Genomic DNA, 13,589 nt, shown 5'->3' with positions numbered 1-13,589 from the left:
TAAGCGGCGCTCCGGAGCGTCGCCTGGGTCGTGCGCAGGTATACCGCTTGAGCACCGATCACCGTTATGGCGACCCGGTGCGGTGCAAGCGCCTCCAACCCGTCGAGCAGCACTGTGCGAGCGGTGATGTTGAGCTGGTCCGGATCAACACCATCCGGGGCTTTCGACATGGACTGCGACTCCTACCGGGGTTCGACGCGCGACAGTTCGGTGTCACGCCACTCGTGCTCGTGTTCGGTCATGTACCGCAGCACCGCCTCCCCCTCGGCGGGCAACCGGCCCGGTCCTGCCAAGCAGTCGACGACCAGTTGGCTCAGCGCCACGTGCGGCACACCTCCGACGTCCCGCCGGCCGGTGAAGACGACATCGTCGTGTGCTTGCAGCACGAGCACGTCGGCGTCGGCGTCGGCGTCGACACGGAGCAGCCCCAACCGGTCCGCCACCCCGTCCACCGTGTCCAGGCCGGCGCGGACGTAGAGCATCAACTGACCGCCCGAAGCCAATGGCGCTACCGCACTGGCCGCGTAGTGACCGGTGACGATCACCTCGGGCTCGTCACCGGACGTTCCGAGCACGCCCGATGCCATGTCGTCCAGCACCCGTCGGATCCCGTTGGGTGCCACGAACGAAACGTACGGATTGTGCCGGAGCAGGCCATATGCCTCGGCGCGCGCGCGAAGGAGGTCCGCCCAGTCCACGTGCACGACGACCCTGCCGTCACGACGGATCAGCAGCTGGTCGTTGAGCTGCGCCAGCAGCTTGGAGACCCACGGAAGGCTCAGCCCGGTCGCTTCCGAGAGCTGCGTCGCGCGGTATGGCGGCGAGTGGTCGACGAGCGCGCGGACCAAGCGGCCGGCTCGCGGCCCGGCCAGCGTCGGGCTCCCGACGCTCGACGCGTTACCGCCACGAGGTTCTCTGGCCGCTCCCTCGGTGTGGATGACGATCGTGGGACGTGAGACGCGGAGGTCGACACTGCCCGTCAGGTCCAGGTAGCCGATCTCGTGCTCGCGCAGGAGTTCGCGGGTTCGCCGGGCCAGCCAGGGAGCCAACACCAGCAGGTTCGTGCCGTAGAGCTGTTTGATGAGCTCCGAACGCGGTAGCAGGTGGTCCTCCACCTGGCGTGGGGTCAACTTCGTCTTGGCTTCGACCGCCAACTGCGCCGGGGCACCACCGTCCGATGGCAGCAGGTCGACTATCGCGTCCACACCGCCGTACCGCGCCACGTCCAGGCGTGGCACCAGCCGTACGTTCGGTTCGAGCACGTTGGCCAGGTGGTCAAGACCTTGTTGCAGGAGCTCGAGCCCTGTCCCGGTCGGACCGTTCATGGCCATACGGTGTCACAGCGAGTTACGGTGAGCAAGAAACCTTTCCCGCTGCAGCCACTTTCCTCTGAGAAGAAAGTGGCTCAACCAGGAAAGTTGTCCGGTAGAGCCAGGTCTCCTGGCCCCCGAAACCACTCGATCGAGGAAATCAGCCCTCGGCCGCGAGCTGCCCGCAGGCCGCCGCGATCTCCTGGCCCCTCGTGTCGCGCACGGTGCACGCGACGCCCTGGTCGTTGACCCGGCGCACGAACTCGCGCTCCACCGGCTTCGGCGACGCGTCCCACTTCGAGCCCGGCGTCGGGTTCAGCGGGATGACGTTGACGTGGACCAGCTGGCCCAGGTGCCGGCGCAGCAGCTTGCCCAGCATGTCCGCGCGCCACGGCTGGTCGTTGACGTCGCGGATCAGGGCGTACTCGATCGACACCCGGCGACCCGTGCGGTCGGCGTAGCCGCGGGCGGCTTCCAGGACCTCGGCGACCTTCCACCGCGTGTTGACCGGCACCAGCGTGTCCCGCAGCTCGTCGTCCGGCGTGTGCAGCGACACGGCCAGCCGGACCTGGAGGTCCTCCTCGGTCAGCTTCCGGATCGCGGGCACCAGGCCCACCGTCGACACGGTCACCGAGCGCTGCGAGATGCCCAGCCCGTCCGGCGTCGGGTCGCAGATCCGGTGGACCGCCTCCACGACGCGCTTGTAGTTGGCCAGCGGCTCGCCCATGCCCATGAACACGATGTTCGACAGCCGTCCGGGGCCGCCGGGCAGCTCGCCGTCGCGCATGGCCGCCGCGCCCCGCCGCACCTGGTCCACGATCTCCGCCGTGGACAGGTTCCGGGTCAGGCCGCCCTGTCCGGTCGCGCAGAACGGGCACGCCATGCCGCAGCCCGCCTGCGACGAGATGCACAGCGTGGCGCGGTCCGGGTAGCGCATCAGGACGCTCTCGACCAACGTGCCGTCGTGGGCGCGCAGCAACGTCTTGCGGGTCGTGCCGCCGTCCGCCTCGACGCTGCGCAGCTCCGTCCACAACGGCGGCATCAGGTCGTTGACCAGGCGTTCCCTGGTGGCGGCTGGGATGTCGGTCATGGCGTCGGGGTCGACGGTCAACCGGCCGAAGTAGTGGTTCGACAGCTGCGCGGCGCGGAACGGCTTCTCACCGAGCGCGGCGACCGCCTCTCGACGCTGGTCGGCGGAGAGGTCGGCGAGGTGGCGCGGCGGCAGGCCGCGCTTGGGCGCGTCGAAGACGAGGGGGAGGGCAGTCATAGCGCCCTCCAGTGTCCCATGCGCGCGGAGTGCACAGGACCACGCCGACTGCGACCGCCATCACCGTTGCATCGCGATACGTTCCGATATATCGTCGACACGTCGCAACCGATCGATACAAGGAGCATGAAGATGCGTTTCCACGGACACGGACACCGGCACCACGACCACCGGCTCCACCGCGAGCACGGTTTCGGAGATCCACGAAGGGGGTTCGGCGGCGGCGGCTTCGACCGCGGCGGCCCGTTCCCCGGCCCGCCGCTCCCACCCGAGCCACCCGGCTTCGGCGGTCACGGCCGGGGACGGGGGCGCGGCGGCAGGCAGCGCCGGGGCAACGTCCGCGCGGCGGTCATCACGCTGCTCGCCGAACGCCCCATGCACGGCTACGAGATGATCCAGGAGATCGGCCGCCGCACCGACGGCCTCTGGCGGCCCAGCCCCGGCTCGGTCTACCCGACCCTCCAGCTGCTGGCCGACGAGGGCCTCGTCGCCTCCACCGAGGAGGCGGGCGGCAAGAAGCTGTTCACGCTGACCGAGTCGGGTCGGGAGGAGGCCGCCAAGCTCGACGGCGCGCCGCCGTGGCAGCAGGTCAACGACGACCTCGACGCGCACGCCGCGAAGCTGCGCACGGCCGCACGCCACCTGGGCGCGGCCATGCAGCAGATGGCGCACGCGGGCACGCGCGAGCAGCAGGCCCGCGCCGTCGAAGTGCTCGGCGAGGCCCGCCGCAAGCTGTACGCGATCCTCGGCGAGCTCGACGTCGAGGAGGACGACCCGGAGGAGTGACCTACCAGCGGTCGTGGACCAGCGGCCGGATCAGCGAGTCGTACACCGCGCGCACTTCGTCCAGCGCCTGCGCCGGCAGCGGCGCGAGGTCCGCGGCGGCCGAGTTGGCCCGAGCCTGCTCGGCGTTGCGCGCGCCTGGGATGACCACGGTGACACCGGGCTGGTCCACGATCCACCGCAGCGCGAACTGCGCCATGGTGGCGCCGGCGGGCACGTGCGGCCGCAGCCGCTCCACCGCCTCCAGGCCCACCTCGAACGGCACGCCGGAGAACGTCTCGCCGACGTCGAACGCGTCACCGTTGCGGTTGTAGTTGCGGTGGTCGTCGGCCGAGAACGTGGTCGACGCCGTGTACTTGCCGGACAGCAGGCCCGAGGCGAGCGGGACGCGGGCGATGATCGCCACGCCCGCTTCCGCCGCCGCGGGCAGCACCCGCTCCAGTGGCTTGAGCCGCAGCGCGTTCAGGATGATCTGGACGCTGGCGACACCCGGCCGGGCGATCGCGGTCAGCGCTTCCTCGACGGTCTCCACGCTCACGCCGTACGCGGCGATCCGCTTGGCCTCGACCATCTCGTCCAGGGCGTCGAACACCTCGTCGGTCGAGTAGACCGGGGTCGGAGGGCAGTGCAGCTGGACCAGGTCGAGCGTGTCCACGCCGAGGTTGGCGCGCGACCGGTCGTTCCAGGCCAGGAAGTTCTCGCGGGTGTAGTTCTCCGGCGTCTGCTCGACCCGGCGGCCCATCTTGGTGGCCACCGTGATGCCCGCGTCGCCGCGCTCGCGGAGGAACTTGCCGATCAACGTCTCGCTGCGGCCGTCGCCGTAGACGTCGGCGGTGTCGAAGAAGTTCACGCCGGTGTCGGCGGCCGCGTGCAGCACGGCCAGCGCGTCGGACTCCTCGACCTGGCCCCAGTCCGCGCCGAGCTGCCAGCAGCCCAGACCCACGACGCCGACCTGCCGACCCAACCTGCCCGCGTTCCTGTTCTCCACGGTCCGAATCCTATGTGAGCGCTATCAAGGCAGCACAATGCCGGTGGGCTTGCGCCGCACGTGCACGCGGTAGCCGACCTCGAACGACAGGCCGGGCGTGTGCGCGATGGCCTTCTCCGCGACCCCCTCGGAGAACTCGATGCGCAACACGGCCTCCAGGTCCGCACGGCGTTCGAACCGCCACAGCGCGCGCACCCGGCGCAACGAGAACCCCTGGTCCGCGAAGAACCGCTCCACGTCCACCGGGTTGTAGCGCGGCTCGTCGGCGCACAGCCACGGCCCGTACGGCTCGGCGAGCCCGTCGAGGTCCACGATCGCCAGCGCTCCACCCGGCCGCAGCACCCGGTCCGCCTCGCGCAGCCCCGGTTCGCAGCCCGGACCGAAGAAGTACGCCGTCCGCGCGTGCACCAGGTCCGCGGTCGCGTCACGCAATGGCAGCCGTTGCGCGGGCCCGGCCACGGCCTCGGCGTTCGGCACGTCCGCCACCCGCGCCCGAGCGCGCTGCACCAGCGGAGGGTGCGGCTCGACGCCGATCACCGAACGCGCCTCACGCGCGAACACCGGCAGGTGGAACCCGTCGCCGCACCCGACGTCGACGACGTCCCGCCCGGTCCAGTCGCACTCCTCGCGCAGCGCGCCCCAGATGGCCCCGTCCACGTCCTGCGCGCGGTTCTCCACCTCGTAGACCTCGGGCCAGCGCCAGATGTTCGGGCTCGGCAGGACGTCGACAGGCCGGACGGCGGCCAACGCGGCGCGGACGAATCCCTTCACGGGACGACTCTAGAGCCGTAGCGTGATCGAATACCCAGCACGCAGGAGGTACGTGGTGTCGATCGTCCCCAATTCTCCCGCCCTGGCCGAGCTGCACCACGGCGCACCGTGCTGGGTCGACATCGCGACCACCGACCTCCCGGCCGCGGTCGACTTCTACTCGGGGCTGTTCGGCTGGAACTTCGCCGACGCGCCCGGCAACGCGATCGCGCTGGTGGACGGCGTGCCGGTGGCCGAACTGGTGGTCGCCGCCCAGCCGAGCGCGTGGACGCTGTACCTGAACACGCCCCACGCCCGCGCCACCGCCGAGAAGGCGTTCGCGCTGGGCGGCGAGGTGCTCGGCGAGCCCTCGGACACGGTCACCGTGATCGCCGACCCGACCGGCGCGGTGGTCGGCTTCCGGCACGTTCCACCCGATTGGGTGTTCGGCACGGACGGGCACGGCGCGTACGCGTGGGCCGAGCTGAACACGCGTGACGGCCAGCTCGCGGACGAGTTCTTCGGCGAGCTGTGCGGCTACGAGATCACCCAGATCGGTGACGGTCAGGCGGTGGACTACACGCTGTGGGGCGTGCAGGGCCACACGGTGCTGGGCCGTCAGCGGATGGGCCGGGCGTTCACGCCGGACACCCCGGCGCACTGGATGGTGTACTTCACCGCCGCGCCGGAGATCGGCACCGACTCCGCCGCCACCCGGGTGCTGGAGCTGGGCGGGCGCGTCACCGTGGAGCCGTACGACACGCCGTTCGGCCGGATCACGGTCGTCGCCGACCACGCGGGCGCGGTGTTCTCCGTGATCGACCCGTCCCGGACCACTCCCCTGTCGGAGGAAGAGGCCACCGAGACGCGCGTGGACGACCCGTACGACGACTAGCCGGGCAACAACGACCTAGCCGGGCACGAACACGTGCAGGAGGAGCCAGGCGACCACGGCGGACGGCAGCAGCGAGTCCATCCGGTCCATCAGGCCGCCGTGACCGGGCAGCAGCGTGCCCATGTCCTTGATGCCGAGGTCGCGCTTGATCAGCGACTCGACCAGGTCGCCGGCGGTCGCGGTGACGACCAGGGCCGCGCCGAACAGCACGCCCTGCCACCACTGGCCGTCGAGCATCAGGCCGACGGTGAGCGCGCCGCCGACCATGCCCGCCACCATCGAGCCCGCGAAACCCTCCCAGGACTTCTTCGGGCTGATGGTGGGGGCCATCGGGTGCTTGCCGAACAGCACGCCGGCCACGTAGCCGCCGGTGTCGGACAGGACCACGCCGATCAGGAACGCCAGGACGCGGAACACCCCGTCGTCCGGCACGACCAGCATCACCGCGAAGGACGCGAACACGGCCACGTAGGCGACCGTGAAGATGGACGCGGTGACGTCGCGCAGGTAGCCGTCCGCGCCGTCCTTCAGCCGCCAGATCAGGCACACGAGGATCGTCACCACGAACGCGCTGAGCACACCGCCGCGCTCGTACGGCCAGGCCAGCCACACCACGGCCTGCCCGCCCAGCAGCACGGGCACGAGGCCGACGCGGATGCCCGCGCCCCGCCGCAACGCGCCCGCCAGCTCGTACACCGACACCGCGACGGCGATCGCGACGACGCCGACGAACAGCTCGCGCACCGTCAGCAGCGCGACGAGGATGACCGCGCCCAAGCCGACGCCCACGGCGATGGCCGCGGGCAGGTTGCGCCCCGCGCGTGACGCGCTCTTCTCCGGCGCGCCCTGGTCACCGCCGCCTGACACCTGTTGTGCTCCCATCACGGCCGCGTACTGAAGCGCGCGGACTGCTGACCCGACCCGTCGACCCCGACGTGACCGCCTAGACCTCGAGCAGCTCGGCTTCCTTGTGCTTGACCAGCTCGTCGATCTGGGCGACGTAGCGGTGCGTGACGTTCTCCAGTTCCTTCTCGGCCCTGGTGCCCTCGTCCTCGCCGACCTCGCCGTCCTTGACCAGGCGGTCCAGCTCTTCCTTGGCCTTGCGCCGGATGTTGCGGACGGACACCTTGGCGTCCTCGCCCTTGCCCTTGGCGACCTTGACCATCTCGCGGCGGCGCTCCTCGGACAGCTGCGGGATCACCACGCGGATGATCGAGCCGTCGTTGCTGGGGTTCACGCCCAGGTCGGAGTCGCGAATGGCCTTCTCGACGGCGTTGAGCTGGCTCGCGTCGTAGGGCTTGATCACCGCCATGCGCGCTTCCGGGATGGCGACGCTGGCCAGCTGGTTGAGCGGGGTGGGCGAACCGTAGTACTCGACCACGATGCGGGAGAACATCGAGGGGTTGGCACGGCCGGTGCGCACCGCGGCCAGGTCCTCCTTCGCCACGGACACCGCTTTTTCCATCTTCTCCTCGGCGTCGAGGAGGGTCTCGTCAATCACGGCTGACTCCCTTGGTGTGCGCAGTTCGGCTCGAATCCCAGCAGGTCTAGAAGGACGGGCGACCACCGGGGGTGCTCACCAGTGTGCCGATCTTCTCACCGCGCACGGCTCGCGCGATGTTCCCCTCGGTGAGCAGGTTGAAGACCATGATCGGCATGTTGTTGTCCATGCACAGGCTGAACGCGGTCGCGTCGGCGACGTTCAGGCCGCGTTCGAGCACTTCCCGGTGGGTGATGTTGTCGAACATCAGCGCGTCCGGGTCGATCTTGGGGTCCGCGGTGTAGACGCCGTCCACGGCCTTGGCCATCAGCACGACCTCGCACCCGATCTCCAGCGCGCGCTGCGCGGCCGTCGTGTCGGTGGAGAAGTACGGCATGCCCGCGCCGCCGCCGAAGATGACCACGCGCCCCTTGTCGAGGTGCCGCATGGCCCGGCGGGGGATGTAGGACTCGGCGATCTGGCCCATCGTGATGGCGGTCTGCACGCGGGTCTCGATGCCGTGCTCGCGCTCCAGGAAGTCCTGCAGGGCGAGGCAGTTCATCACGGTGCCGAGCATGCCCATGTAGTCGGCGCGGCTGCGGTCCATGCCGCGCTGCTGCAGCTCCGCGCCGCGGAAGAAGTTGCCGCCGCCGATGACGACCGCGACCTGGACCCCGGTCCGCACGACCGCGGCGATCTGGCGGGAGACGGTCTGCACCACGTCGGGGTCGACGCCGACACCGCCGCCGCCGAACATCTCGCCGCCCAGCTTGAGCATCACCCGGCGGTAGCCGTGGACGGGCTGCTCGTCGGCGTGATCCGCTTTCGGGTGATCTACCTCTGCGCTCACAGGTACTCCTCTGGACACGGCAAGGGCGGGGTCGCGACGTCTGCGCGCAACCCCGCCCTCACGCGGATCAAGCCTGGCCGACCTCGAACCGGGCGAAGCGGGTCACGGTGACCCCGGCCTCGTCCAGGACAGCCTTGACGGTCTTCTTGGACTCGGTCACGGAAGCCTGCTCCAGGAGCACGACGTCCTTGAAGAAGCCGTTCACGCGACCCTCGACGATCTTGGACAGCGCCGCCTCCGGCTTGCCCTCCTCGCGAGCGGTCTCCTCGGCGATGCGGCGCTCGTTGGCCACCACGTCCGCGGGGACCTCGTCGCGGGTGAGGTAGCGGGGACGCATCGCGGCGATCTGCATCGCGGCGCCGCGGGCGGCGTCCTCGTTGTCGCCGGTGAACTCGACCACCACGCCGACGGCGGGCGGCAGGTCGGCGGCACGGCGGTGCAGGTAGGTGGTCACGGTGCCGTCGAAGACGGCGACCTTGGCCAGCTCCAGCTTCTCGCCGATCTTGGCGGAGAACTCCTGGACGACCGCGTCGACGGCCTTGCCGTCGAGGTCGGTGGCCTTGAGGACGTCGACGTCCGCCGGGCGGGTGGCCTTGGCGACCGCGACGATCCGGGAGGCCAGCTCCTGGAAGTCGGCGTTCTTGGCGACGAAGTCCGTCTCGCAGCGCAGCTCGATCATGACGCCGTCCTCGGCCACGACCAGGCCGTTGGAGGTCGTGCGCTCGGCGCGCTTGCCGACGTCCTTCGCGCCCTTGATGCGCAGGATCTCGACCGCCTTGTCGAAGTCGCCCTCGGCTTCCTCGAGCGCCTTCTTGCAGTCCATCATGCCTGCGGCGGTCAGCTCGCGGAGGCGCTTCACGTCAGCGGCGGTGTAGTTCGCCATCGTGCGATTTCCGTTCCTTCTGCGGTCTGATCGTCGGCTTCGCTCGCCGACGCGTGTACGCGCTGGGTGTGGTGCTGGGGAGCGGGTCGGTGCCGGTCCTGCGGGTACGCCGCGCCCGCCGTGGAGGGCGGGCGCGGCGTGCTCGCGATCAGGACTGGACGGCCTCGGAGCCCTCGGCCGGGGCGGCGGGGGCCGCGGCCGGCGCCTCGGTCGCCTCGGCGCCGACGAGCAGCTCCTGCTCCCACTCGGCCAGCGGCTCGTCGGTGCCGACGCCCGGCTCGGGCTTGTCGGCGCCGTCGGCGGCCTGGGTGCGCGCGCCGGAGCGCTGCATCAGACCGGCGGCGGCGGCCTCGGCCACGACCTTGGTCAGCAGCGCGGCGGACCGGATCGCGTCGTCGTTGCCCGGGATCGGGTAGTCGACCTCGTCCGGGTCGCAGTTCGTGTCGAGGATCGCCACGATCGGGATGTTCAGCTTGCGCGCCTCGCCGACGGCGATGTGCTCCTTCTTGGTGTCCACGATCCACACGGCGCTGGGCACCTTGGACATGTCGCGGATACCGCCGAGCGTGCGCTCCAGCTTGTCCTTCTCGCGGTTCATCATCAGGATTTCCTTCTTGGTGAAACCCTGGAAACCGCCGGTCTGCTCCATCGACTCCAGCTCCTTGAGCCGCTGGAGGCGCTTGTGCACCGTGGAGAAGTTGGTGAGCATGCCGCCCAGCCAGCGCTGGTTCACGAAGGGCATGCCGACGCGGAGGGCCTCGTTGGCGATGGCCTCCTGCGCCTGCTTCTTGGTGCCGATGAACAGGATCGACCCGCCGTGCGCGACCGTTTCCTTCACGAACTCGTAAGCCCGGTCGATGTAGGTCAGCGTCTGCTGGAGGTCGATGATGTAGATGCCGTTGCGCTCGGTGAAGATGTAGCGCTTCATCTTCGGGTTCCAGCGACGGGTCTGGTGCCCGAAGTGCACGCCGCTGTCGAGCAGCTGCTTCATGGTGACGACGGCCATGGCCGGGTTCGCACCTCTTCGTTCAGGCGCGCCTGGCGGTGGGCCGGCGCGCGTTCCGGTTGATCGCGGCGGGCCGGGTCGGACCGCCGCCCTGGTGCCCCTGCCGCCGTCCGAACCGGAGGCAGCTCACCTCTGGACCGCTGGACGCCGTGACTCGACCACGCCGAAACTCGGTCGGATCTGCATTGGCACGCGAAGTCGCCCCGCACTCACACGGGCCGCGGACCGAGTGTACGCCGGTCAGGCGGAGAACCACGAACCGGGCCCGGGAGTTGTCCACAGGCCCGCGAGTTGTCCACAGGTGAGCCGAAGCCACTGGTAGCCGCAGGTGCGCCCGGCGACCCTGGACCCATGACTCCCACCATGCGAACACTGCTGGTCCTGGCCTTGACAGCCACCGTGACGCTACCCCTGGCCCCGCTCGCGCGGGCGTCCCGCCCACCCCGCTTCACCTGGCCGCTGGCCCCACCGCACCGGGTCGTCCGCACCTTCGACCCCCCGGCCACCGAGTACGCCGCCGGCCACCGCGGCGTCGACCTGGCCGCCCCACCGGGCAGCCCCGTCCTGGCCGCCGCCGACGCCGTGGTCCTGCACGCGGGCCCGGTGGCCGACCGCCGGCTCGTCTCCCTGCTCCACCCCGGCGGCCTGCGCACCACCTACGAACCGGTGCACCCCACCGTCCACCGCGGCCAGCGGGTCCGCCGGGGAACTCCGATCGGCACCCTGCAGCCGGGCCACGAGGGCTGCCCGACCGACGCCTGCCTGCACTGGGGCGCGGTCCGCCCGACCCCACCCCGCTCCCGCACCTACCTCGACCCCCTGCACCTGCTGACCAACGGCCGCGTCCGCCTACTCCCCCACCCCACCTGCCCCTGCCAGAAGCCCTCATCCCCACCTCTGGACGAGCCCACTCACCGCTGACCCCCGCCCACCACCGGCCCCACGCCCTGAGACAACCCGCCCGCCCTACCAGCACCACTCGCCACGACCTCGCCCCTTACCGGGCCACTCCCCACCAGCCACCCTTGCCCAGCCACGCCTGACCCCGCAACCAGCAATCCCTCGTCCACCGACGTCTGACCTGGTCACATCTGATCCGGCCACACCTGCCCAGCTACCGAACCCCGGCTTCCCGACACCGGCTTTTCGCACCGCCGAGGCCACTGCCCGGTGCCGACCCACAGGTCCCGCAGCCCTCTCGCCCTGACTTGGCGGTGGTCCCGCGCGGCCGACCCGTGTCCTCGCGCGGCGAAGGCCCTGCCGGCTCGTGCCCGGCGCATCCCGCAATCAGCCAGGCCGGCGGCTCACCAGCTCGCGGCGCGCGTCAGGACCCACCACCGAACCGCGGCGCTCTACCGGGTTGGAGGTCGACCGACGCCGGTGGCGGTCGGGTGTCAAGCCTCCAGCTGCTCGTTCAACTTGGTGCGCAGCCGCAGCACCGCCCGGGTGTGCAGTTGGCACACGCGGGACTCCGTGACGCCCAGGACCTTGCCGATCTCGGCCAGCGTCAGGTTCTCGAAGTAGTACAGGGTGACCACGACGCGGTCCCGTTCGGCGAGCTGGGCGATCGCGTCGGCGAGTTGGCGGCGGCTGTCCTGGTCGACCAGGGTGGCGATCGGGTCCTCCGCGCCCTCGTCGGGCAGGGACTCGGCCAGCGACGACCCCGCGCCGCCGGTGCTGCGGCCGGCGGCGATCAGCTCGTCCAGGGCGACCACGCTGGTCAGCTGGAGCTGGGCGTAGAGCTCGCGCAGCTCCCCCAGGCCGATCTTCAGCTCGGCGGCGAGCTCGCGGTCGGTCGGGGTGCGCTGGAGTCGGCCGCCGAGGCGTTCCAGGGCGCGTTCGACGTCACGGGCGCGGCTGCGGACCGAGCGCGGCACCCAGTCCTGCGAGCGCAGGTCGTCGAGGATCGCGCCGCGGATGCGCTGCATGGCGTAGGTCTCGAACTTCAGCCCCCGCTCGGGCTCGAACTTCTCGATCGCGTCGACCAGGCCGAAGATGCCCGACTGGATCAGGTCCGCCACGTCGACGTGCGCGGGCAGGCCGGTGCCGACCCGGCCGGCGACGTACTTCACCAGCGGCGCGTAGTGCAGCACCAGGCGGTCGCGCAGGGCTTGCAGGCGGGATTCGCCGTAGTTGTGCCACAGCGCGATGATCCCGGCTTCCACGTCATCGGCGGTGCGCGACTCGGACGCCGCGTGGGCCGGTCTGCCCGGCGCCGCGGGCAGGGCGTGTCCGTTCGTGCGCAGCGGCTCGTCGTCGACGTGGTGACCGTTCGTCCCAGTCGCGGTGCGCGCCGCCGACGAGGTCCCGACGTGCGCGGCGGAGGGAGAGGTCACGGTTGCGGTCCGCGAACCTCCCCCTGCGACGTCAGGAGCGGGGGTGGGTTCGGTCATGGATCGCCTTCAGCCGTTCGACGGTGACGTGTGTGTAGAGCTGAGTCGTTGCGAGCGTAGCGTGACCAAGAAGCTCTTGGACGGTGCGCAGGTCCGCTCCCCCTTCCAACAGGTGCGTGGCCGCGGAGTGGCGCAGGCCGTGGGGCCCGGTGTCGGCCGTGCCGGGTACCGCACCCACTACATCGTGGACAACTCGCCTGGCGGTACGCGGATCGAGCCGACCGCCGCGCGCACCGAGCAGCAGCGCGCGTTGTGAACGGTCGTTGACCAGGGCGGATCGGCCGTGTTCCACCCAGCGCCGTACAGCCCGTTCGGCCGGAACGCCGAACGGCACGGTGCGTTCGCGACTACCCTTGCCCAGAACCCGAATCACCCTTTGGGAGTAGTCCACGTCGTCGAGGTCGAGCCCGCACAACTCGGCGACCCGGACACCTGTTGCGTACAGCAACTCCACCACGGCCCGGTCACGCAGCGCAACCGGATCGCCCTGTTCCGCACCTACTCCGGCAACTGCCATGGCGGCGTCGGCCTGCTCCGGCCGCAACACTGCGGGGAGCGTCCGGTGGGGCCGGGGTGCGGAGAGCCGCGGGCCGGGATCGGCGGCGAGCAGTCCGTCACGGGCGGCCCAGGCGGTGAACGTGCGGGCGGACGCGGCACGCCTGGCCATCGTCGTCCGGCTCGCGCCTGCGGAGTGCTGGGAAGCCAGCCACGACCGCAGCCCGGCCAGGTCGATCGCTTCCACGGTGGCGTTGTCGGGCGTGCCGCCGGCTAAGTGGACCAGCAGGGCGACCACGTCGCCGAGGTAGGCGCGCATCGTATGCGGCGAGAGGCCGCGTTCCATCGCGAGGTGGCGTTCGTAGCGGTCCAGGGCCGTCGCCACGTCCGCGGGCAGCGCGCGACGCAGGCGAACCAGGTCGACACGACGTGTCCGAGCGGGCGGCTGCGGGGACATAGCCCCTGACGCTGCGCCCTCAAGCGCTCTTG

The 13,589-nt window shown here is 70.8% G+C and carries 14 protein-coding genes; 3 read left to right on the top strand and 11 right to left on the bottom strand.

Annotated features, from left to right (window positions below; genetic code table 11):
- Nucleotides 1-182: 182 nt before the first annotated feature.
- Both ACIQMJ_RS14935 and rlmN read right to left on the bottom strand, forming a co-directional pair.
- Nucleotides 183-1,325 carry a hypothetical protein gene (locus ACIQMJ_RS14935; RefSeq protein WP_499761518.1) on the bottom strand — a complete coding sequence of 381 codons (1,143 nt, stop codon included), beginning with the start codon at nt 1,323-1,325 and terminating at the stop codon, nt 183-185.
- A 145-nt stretch (nt 1,326-1,470) separates the two neighbouring features.
- Nucleotides 1,471-2,577: a dual-specificity RNA methyltransferase RlmN gene (gene rlmN / locus ACIQMJ_RS14930; protein WP_499761517.1), complete on the bottom strand. Its 1,107-nt coding sequence runs from the start codon at nt 2,575-2,577 to the stop codon at nt 1,471-1,473.
- 132 nt (nt 2,578-2,709) lie between these two features.
- Between rlmN and ACIQMJ_RS14925 the strand changes: the two genes are divergently transcribed.
- Complete coding sequence (locus tag ACIQMJ_RS14925; protein WP_499761516.1) at nt 2,710-3,363, top strand: PadR family transcriptional regulator; 654 nt, start codon at nt 2,710-2,712, stop codon at nt 3,361-3,363.
- Between the two features lies 1 nt (nt 3,364).
- On the opposite strand, the gene ACIQMJ_RS14920 is transcribed toward ACIQMJ_RS14925, so the two are convergent.
- The gene (locus ACIQMJ_RS14920; protein ID WP_499761515.1) at nt 3,365-4,348 is read right to left on the bottom strand and encodes an aldo/keto reductase; all 984 of its coding nucleotides are present in this window, start codon (nt 4,346-4,348) and stop codon (nt 3,365-3,367) included.
- A 24-nt stretch (nt 4,349-4,372) separates the two neighbouring features.
- Complete coding sequence (locus ACIQMJ_RS14915) at nt 4,373-5,119, bottom strand: class I SAM-dependent methyltransferase (protein ID WP_499761514.1); 747 nt, start codon at nt 5,117-5,119, stop codon at nt 4,373-4,375.
- A 55-nt stretch (nt 5,120-5,174) separates the two neighbouring features.
- Between ACIQMJ_RS14915 and ACIQMJ_RS14910 the strand changes: the two genes are divergently transcribed.
- Nucleotides 5,175-5,993: a VOC family protein gene (locus ACIQMJ_RS14910; protein WP_499761513.1), complete on the top strand. Its 819-nt coding sequence runs from the start codon at nt 5,175-5,177 to the stop codon at nt 5,991-5,993.
- A 15-nt stretch (nt 5,994-6,008) separates the two neighbouring features.
- On the opposite strand, the gene ACIQMJ_RS14905 is transcribed toward ACIQMJ_RS14910, so the two are convergent.
- The 5 genes from ACIQMJ_RS14905 to rpsB form a co-directional block, all read right to left on the bottom strand.
- Nucleotides 6,009-6,875, bottom strand: a complete 867-nt coding sequence (locus ACIQMJ_RS14905) for a phosphatidate cytidylyltransferase (RefSeq protein ID WP_499761512.1) — start codon at nt 6,873-6,875, stop codon at nt 6,009-6,011.
- 61 nt (nt 6,876-6,936) lie between these two features.
- Complete coding sequence (gene frr / locus ACIQMJ_RS14900; protein ID WP_141981148.1) at nt 6,937-7,494, bottom strand: ribosome recycling factor; 558 nt, start codon at nt 7,492-7,494, stop codon at nt 6,937-6,939.
- A gap of 46 nt (nt 7,495-7,540) precedes the next feature.
- On the bottom strand, nt 7,541-8,251 hold the full coding sequence (gene pyrH, locus ACIQMJ_RS14895) for a UMP kinase (RefSeq protein ID WP_141984185.1): 711 nt from the start codon (nt 8,249-8,251) through the stop codon (nt 7,541-7,543).
- A gap of 139 nt (nt 8,252-8,390) precedes the next feature.
- Nucleotides 8,391-9,206, bottom strand: coding sequence for a translation elongation factor Ts (gene tsf, locus ACIQMJ_RS14890; protein ID WP_499761511.1), 816 nt, complete (start codon nt 9,204-9,206; stop codon nt 8,391-8,393).
- A 148-nt stretch (nt 9,207-9,354) separates the two neighbouring features.
- A complete protein-coding gene (gene rpsB, locus ACIQMJ_RS14885; protein WP_499761510.1) occupies nt 9,355-10,212 on the bottom strand; it encodes a 30S ribosomal protein S2 in 858 nt (285 codons plus the stop codon).
- A 351-nt stretch (nt 10,213-10,563) separates the two neighbouring features.
- Between rpsB and ACIQMJ_RS14880 the strand changes: the two genes are divergently transcribed.
- Nucleotides 10,564-11,133 (top strand): M23 family metallopeptidase, encoded by a 570-nt coding sequence (locus tag ACIQMJ_RS14880; RefSeq protein ID WP_499761509.1) that lies wholly within the window; start codon nt 10,564-10,566, stop codon nt 11,131-11,133.
- A gap of 473 nt (nt 11,134-11,606) precedes the next feature.
- Here ACIQMJ_RS14880 and ACIQMJ_RS14875 read toward each other — a convergent pair whose 3' ends face one another.
- Nucleotides 11,607-12,605, bottom strand: a complete 999-nt coding sequence (locus ACIQMJ_RS14875) for a FliA/WhiG family RNA polymerase sigma factor (RefSeq protein WP_499761508.1) — start codon at nt 12,603-12,605, stop codon at nt 11,607-11,609.
- Nucleotides 12,580-13,557 (bottom strand): tyrosine recombinase XerC, encoded by a 978-nt coding sequence (locus tag ACIQMJ_RS14870; RefSeq protein ID WP_499761507.1) that lies wholly within the window; start codon nt 13,555-13,557, stop codon nt 12,580-12,582. Before ACIQMJ_RS14870 ends, ACIQMJ_RS14875 begins: the two co-directional genes overlap by 26 nt.
- Nucleotides 13,558-13,589 lie beyond the last annotated feature (32 nt).

It is taken from the genome of Actinosynnema sp. NPDC091369, from assembly GCF_044757065.1.
Classification (GTDB): Bacteria; Actinomycetota; Actinomycetes; order Mycobacteriales; family Pseudonocardiaceae; genus Actinosynnema.
Note: the sequence above shows the minus strand (reverse complement) of the source record. Positions and strands in the feature narration are given on the sequence as shown.

Coding starts and splice junctions, on each gene's coding strand:
- ACIQMJ_RS14905 (WP_499761512.1), bottom strand. CDS start 6,875: ATGGGAGCACAACAGGTGTCAGGCGGCGGTGACCAGGGCGCGCCGGAG.
- ACIQMJ_RS14925 (WP_499761516.1), top strand. CDS start 2,710: ATGCGTTTCCACGGACACGGACACCGGCACCACGACCACCGGCTCCAC.
- ACIQMJ_RS14870 (WP_499761507.1), bottom strand. CDS start 13,557: ATGTCCCCGCAGCCGCCCGCTCGGACACGTCGTGTCGACCTGGTTCGC.
- ACIQMJ_RS14875 (WP_499761508.1), bottom strand. CDS start 12,605: ATGACCGAACCCACCCCCGCTCCTGACGTCGCAGGGGGAGGTTCGCGG.
- ACIQMJ_RS14935 (WP_499761518.1), bottom strand. CDS start 1,325: ATGAACGGTCCGACCGGGACAGGGCTCGAGCTCCTGCAACAAGGTCTT.
- rlmN (WP_499761517.1), bottom strand. CDS start 2,577: ATGACTGCCCTCCCCCTCGTCTTCGACGCGCCCAAGCGCGGCCTGCCG.
- tsf (WP_499761511.1), bottom strand. CDS start 9,206: ATGGCGAACTACACCGCCGCTGACGTGAAGCGCCTCCGCGAGCTGACC.
- rpsB (WP_499761510.1), bottom strand. CDS start 10,212: ATGGCCGTCGTCACCATGAAGCAGCTGCTCGACAGCGGCGTGCACTTC.
- pyrH (WP_141984185.1), bottom strand. CDS start 8,251: ATGCTCAAGCTGGGCGGCGAGATGTTCGGCGGCGGCGGTGTCGGCGTC.
- ACIQMJ_RS14880 (WP_499761509.1), top strand. CDS start 10,564: ATGACTCCCACCATGCGAACACTGCTGGTCCTGGCCTTGACAGCCACC.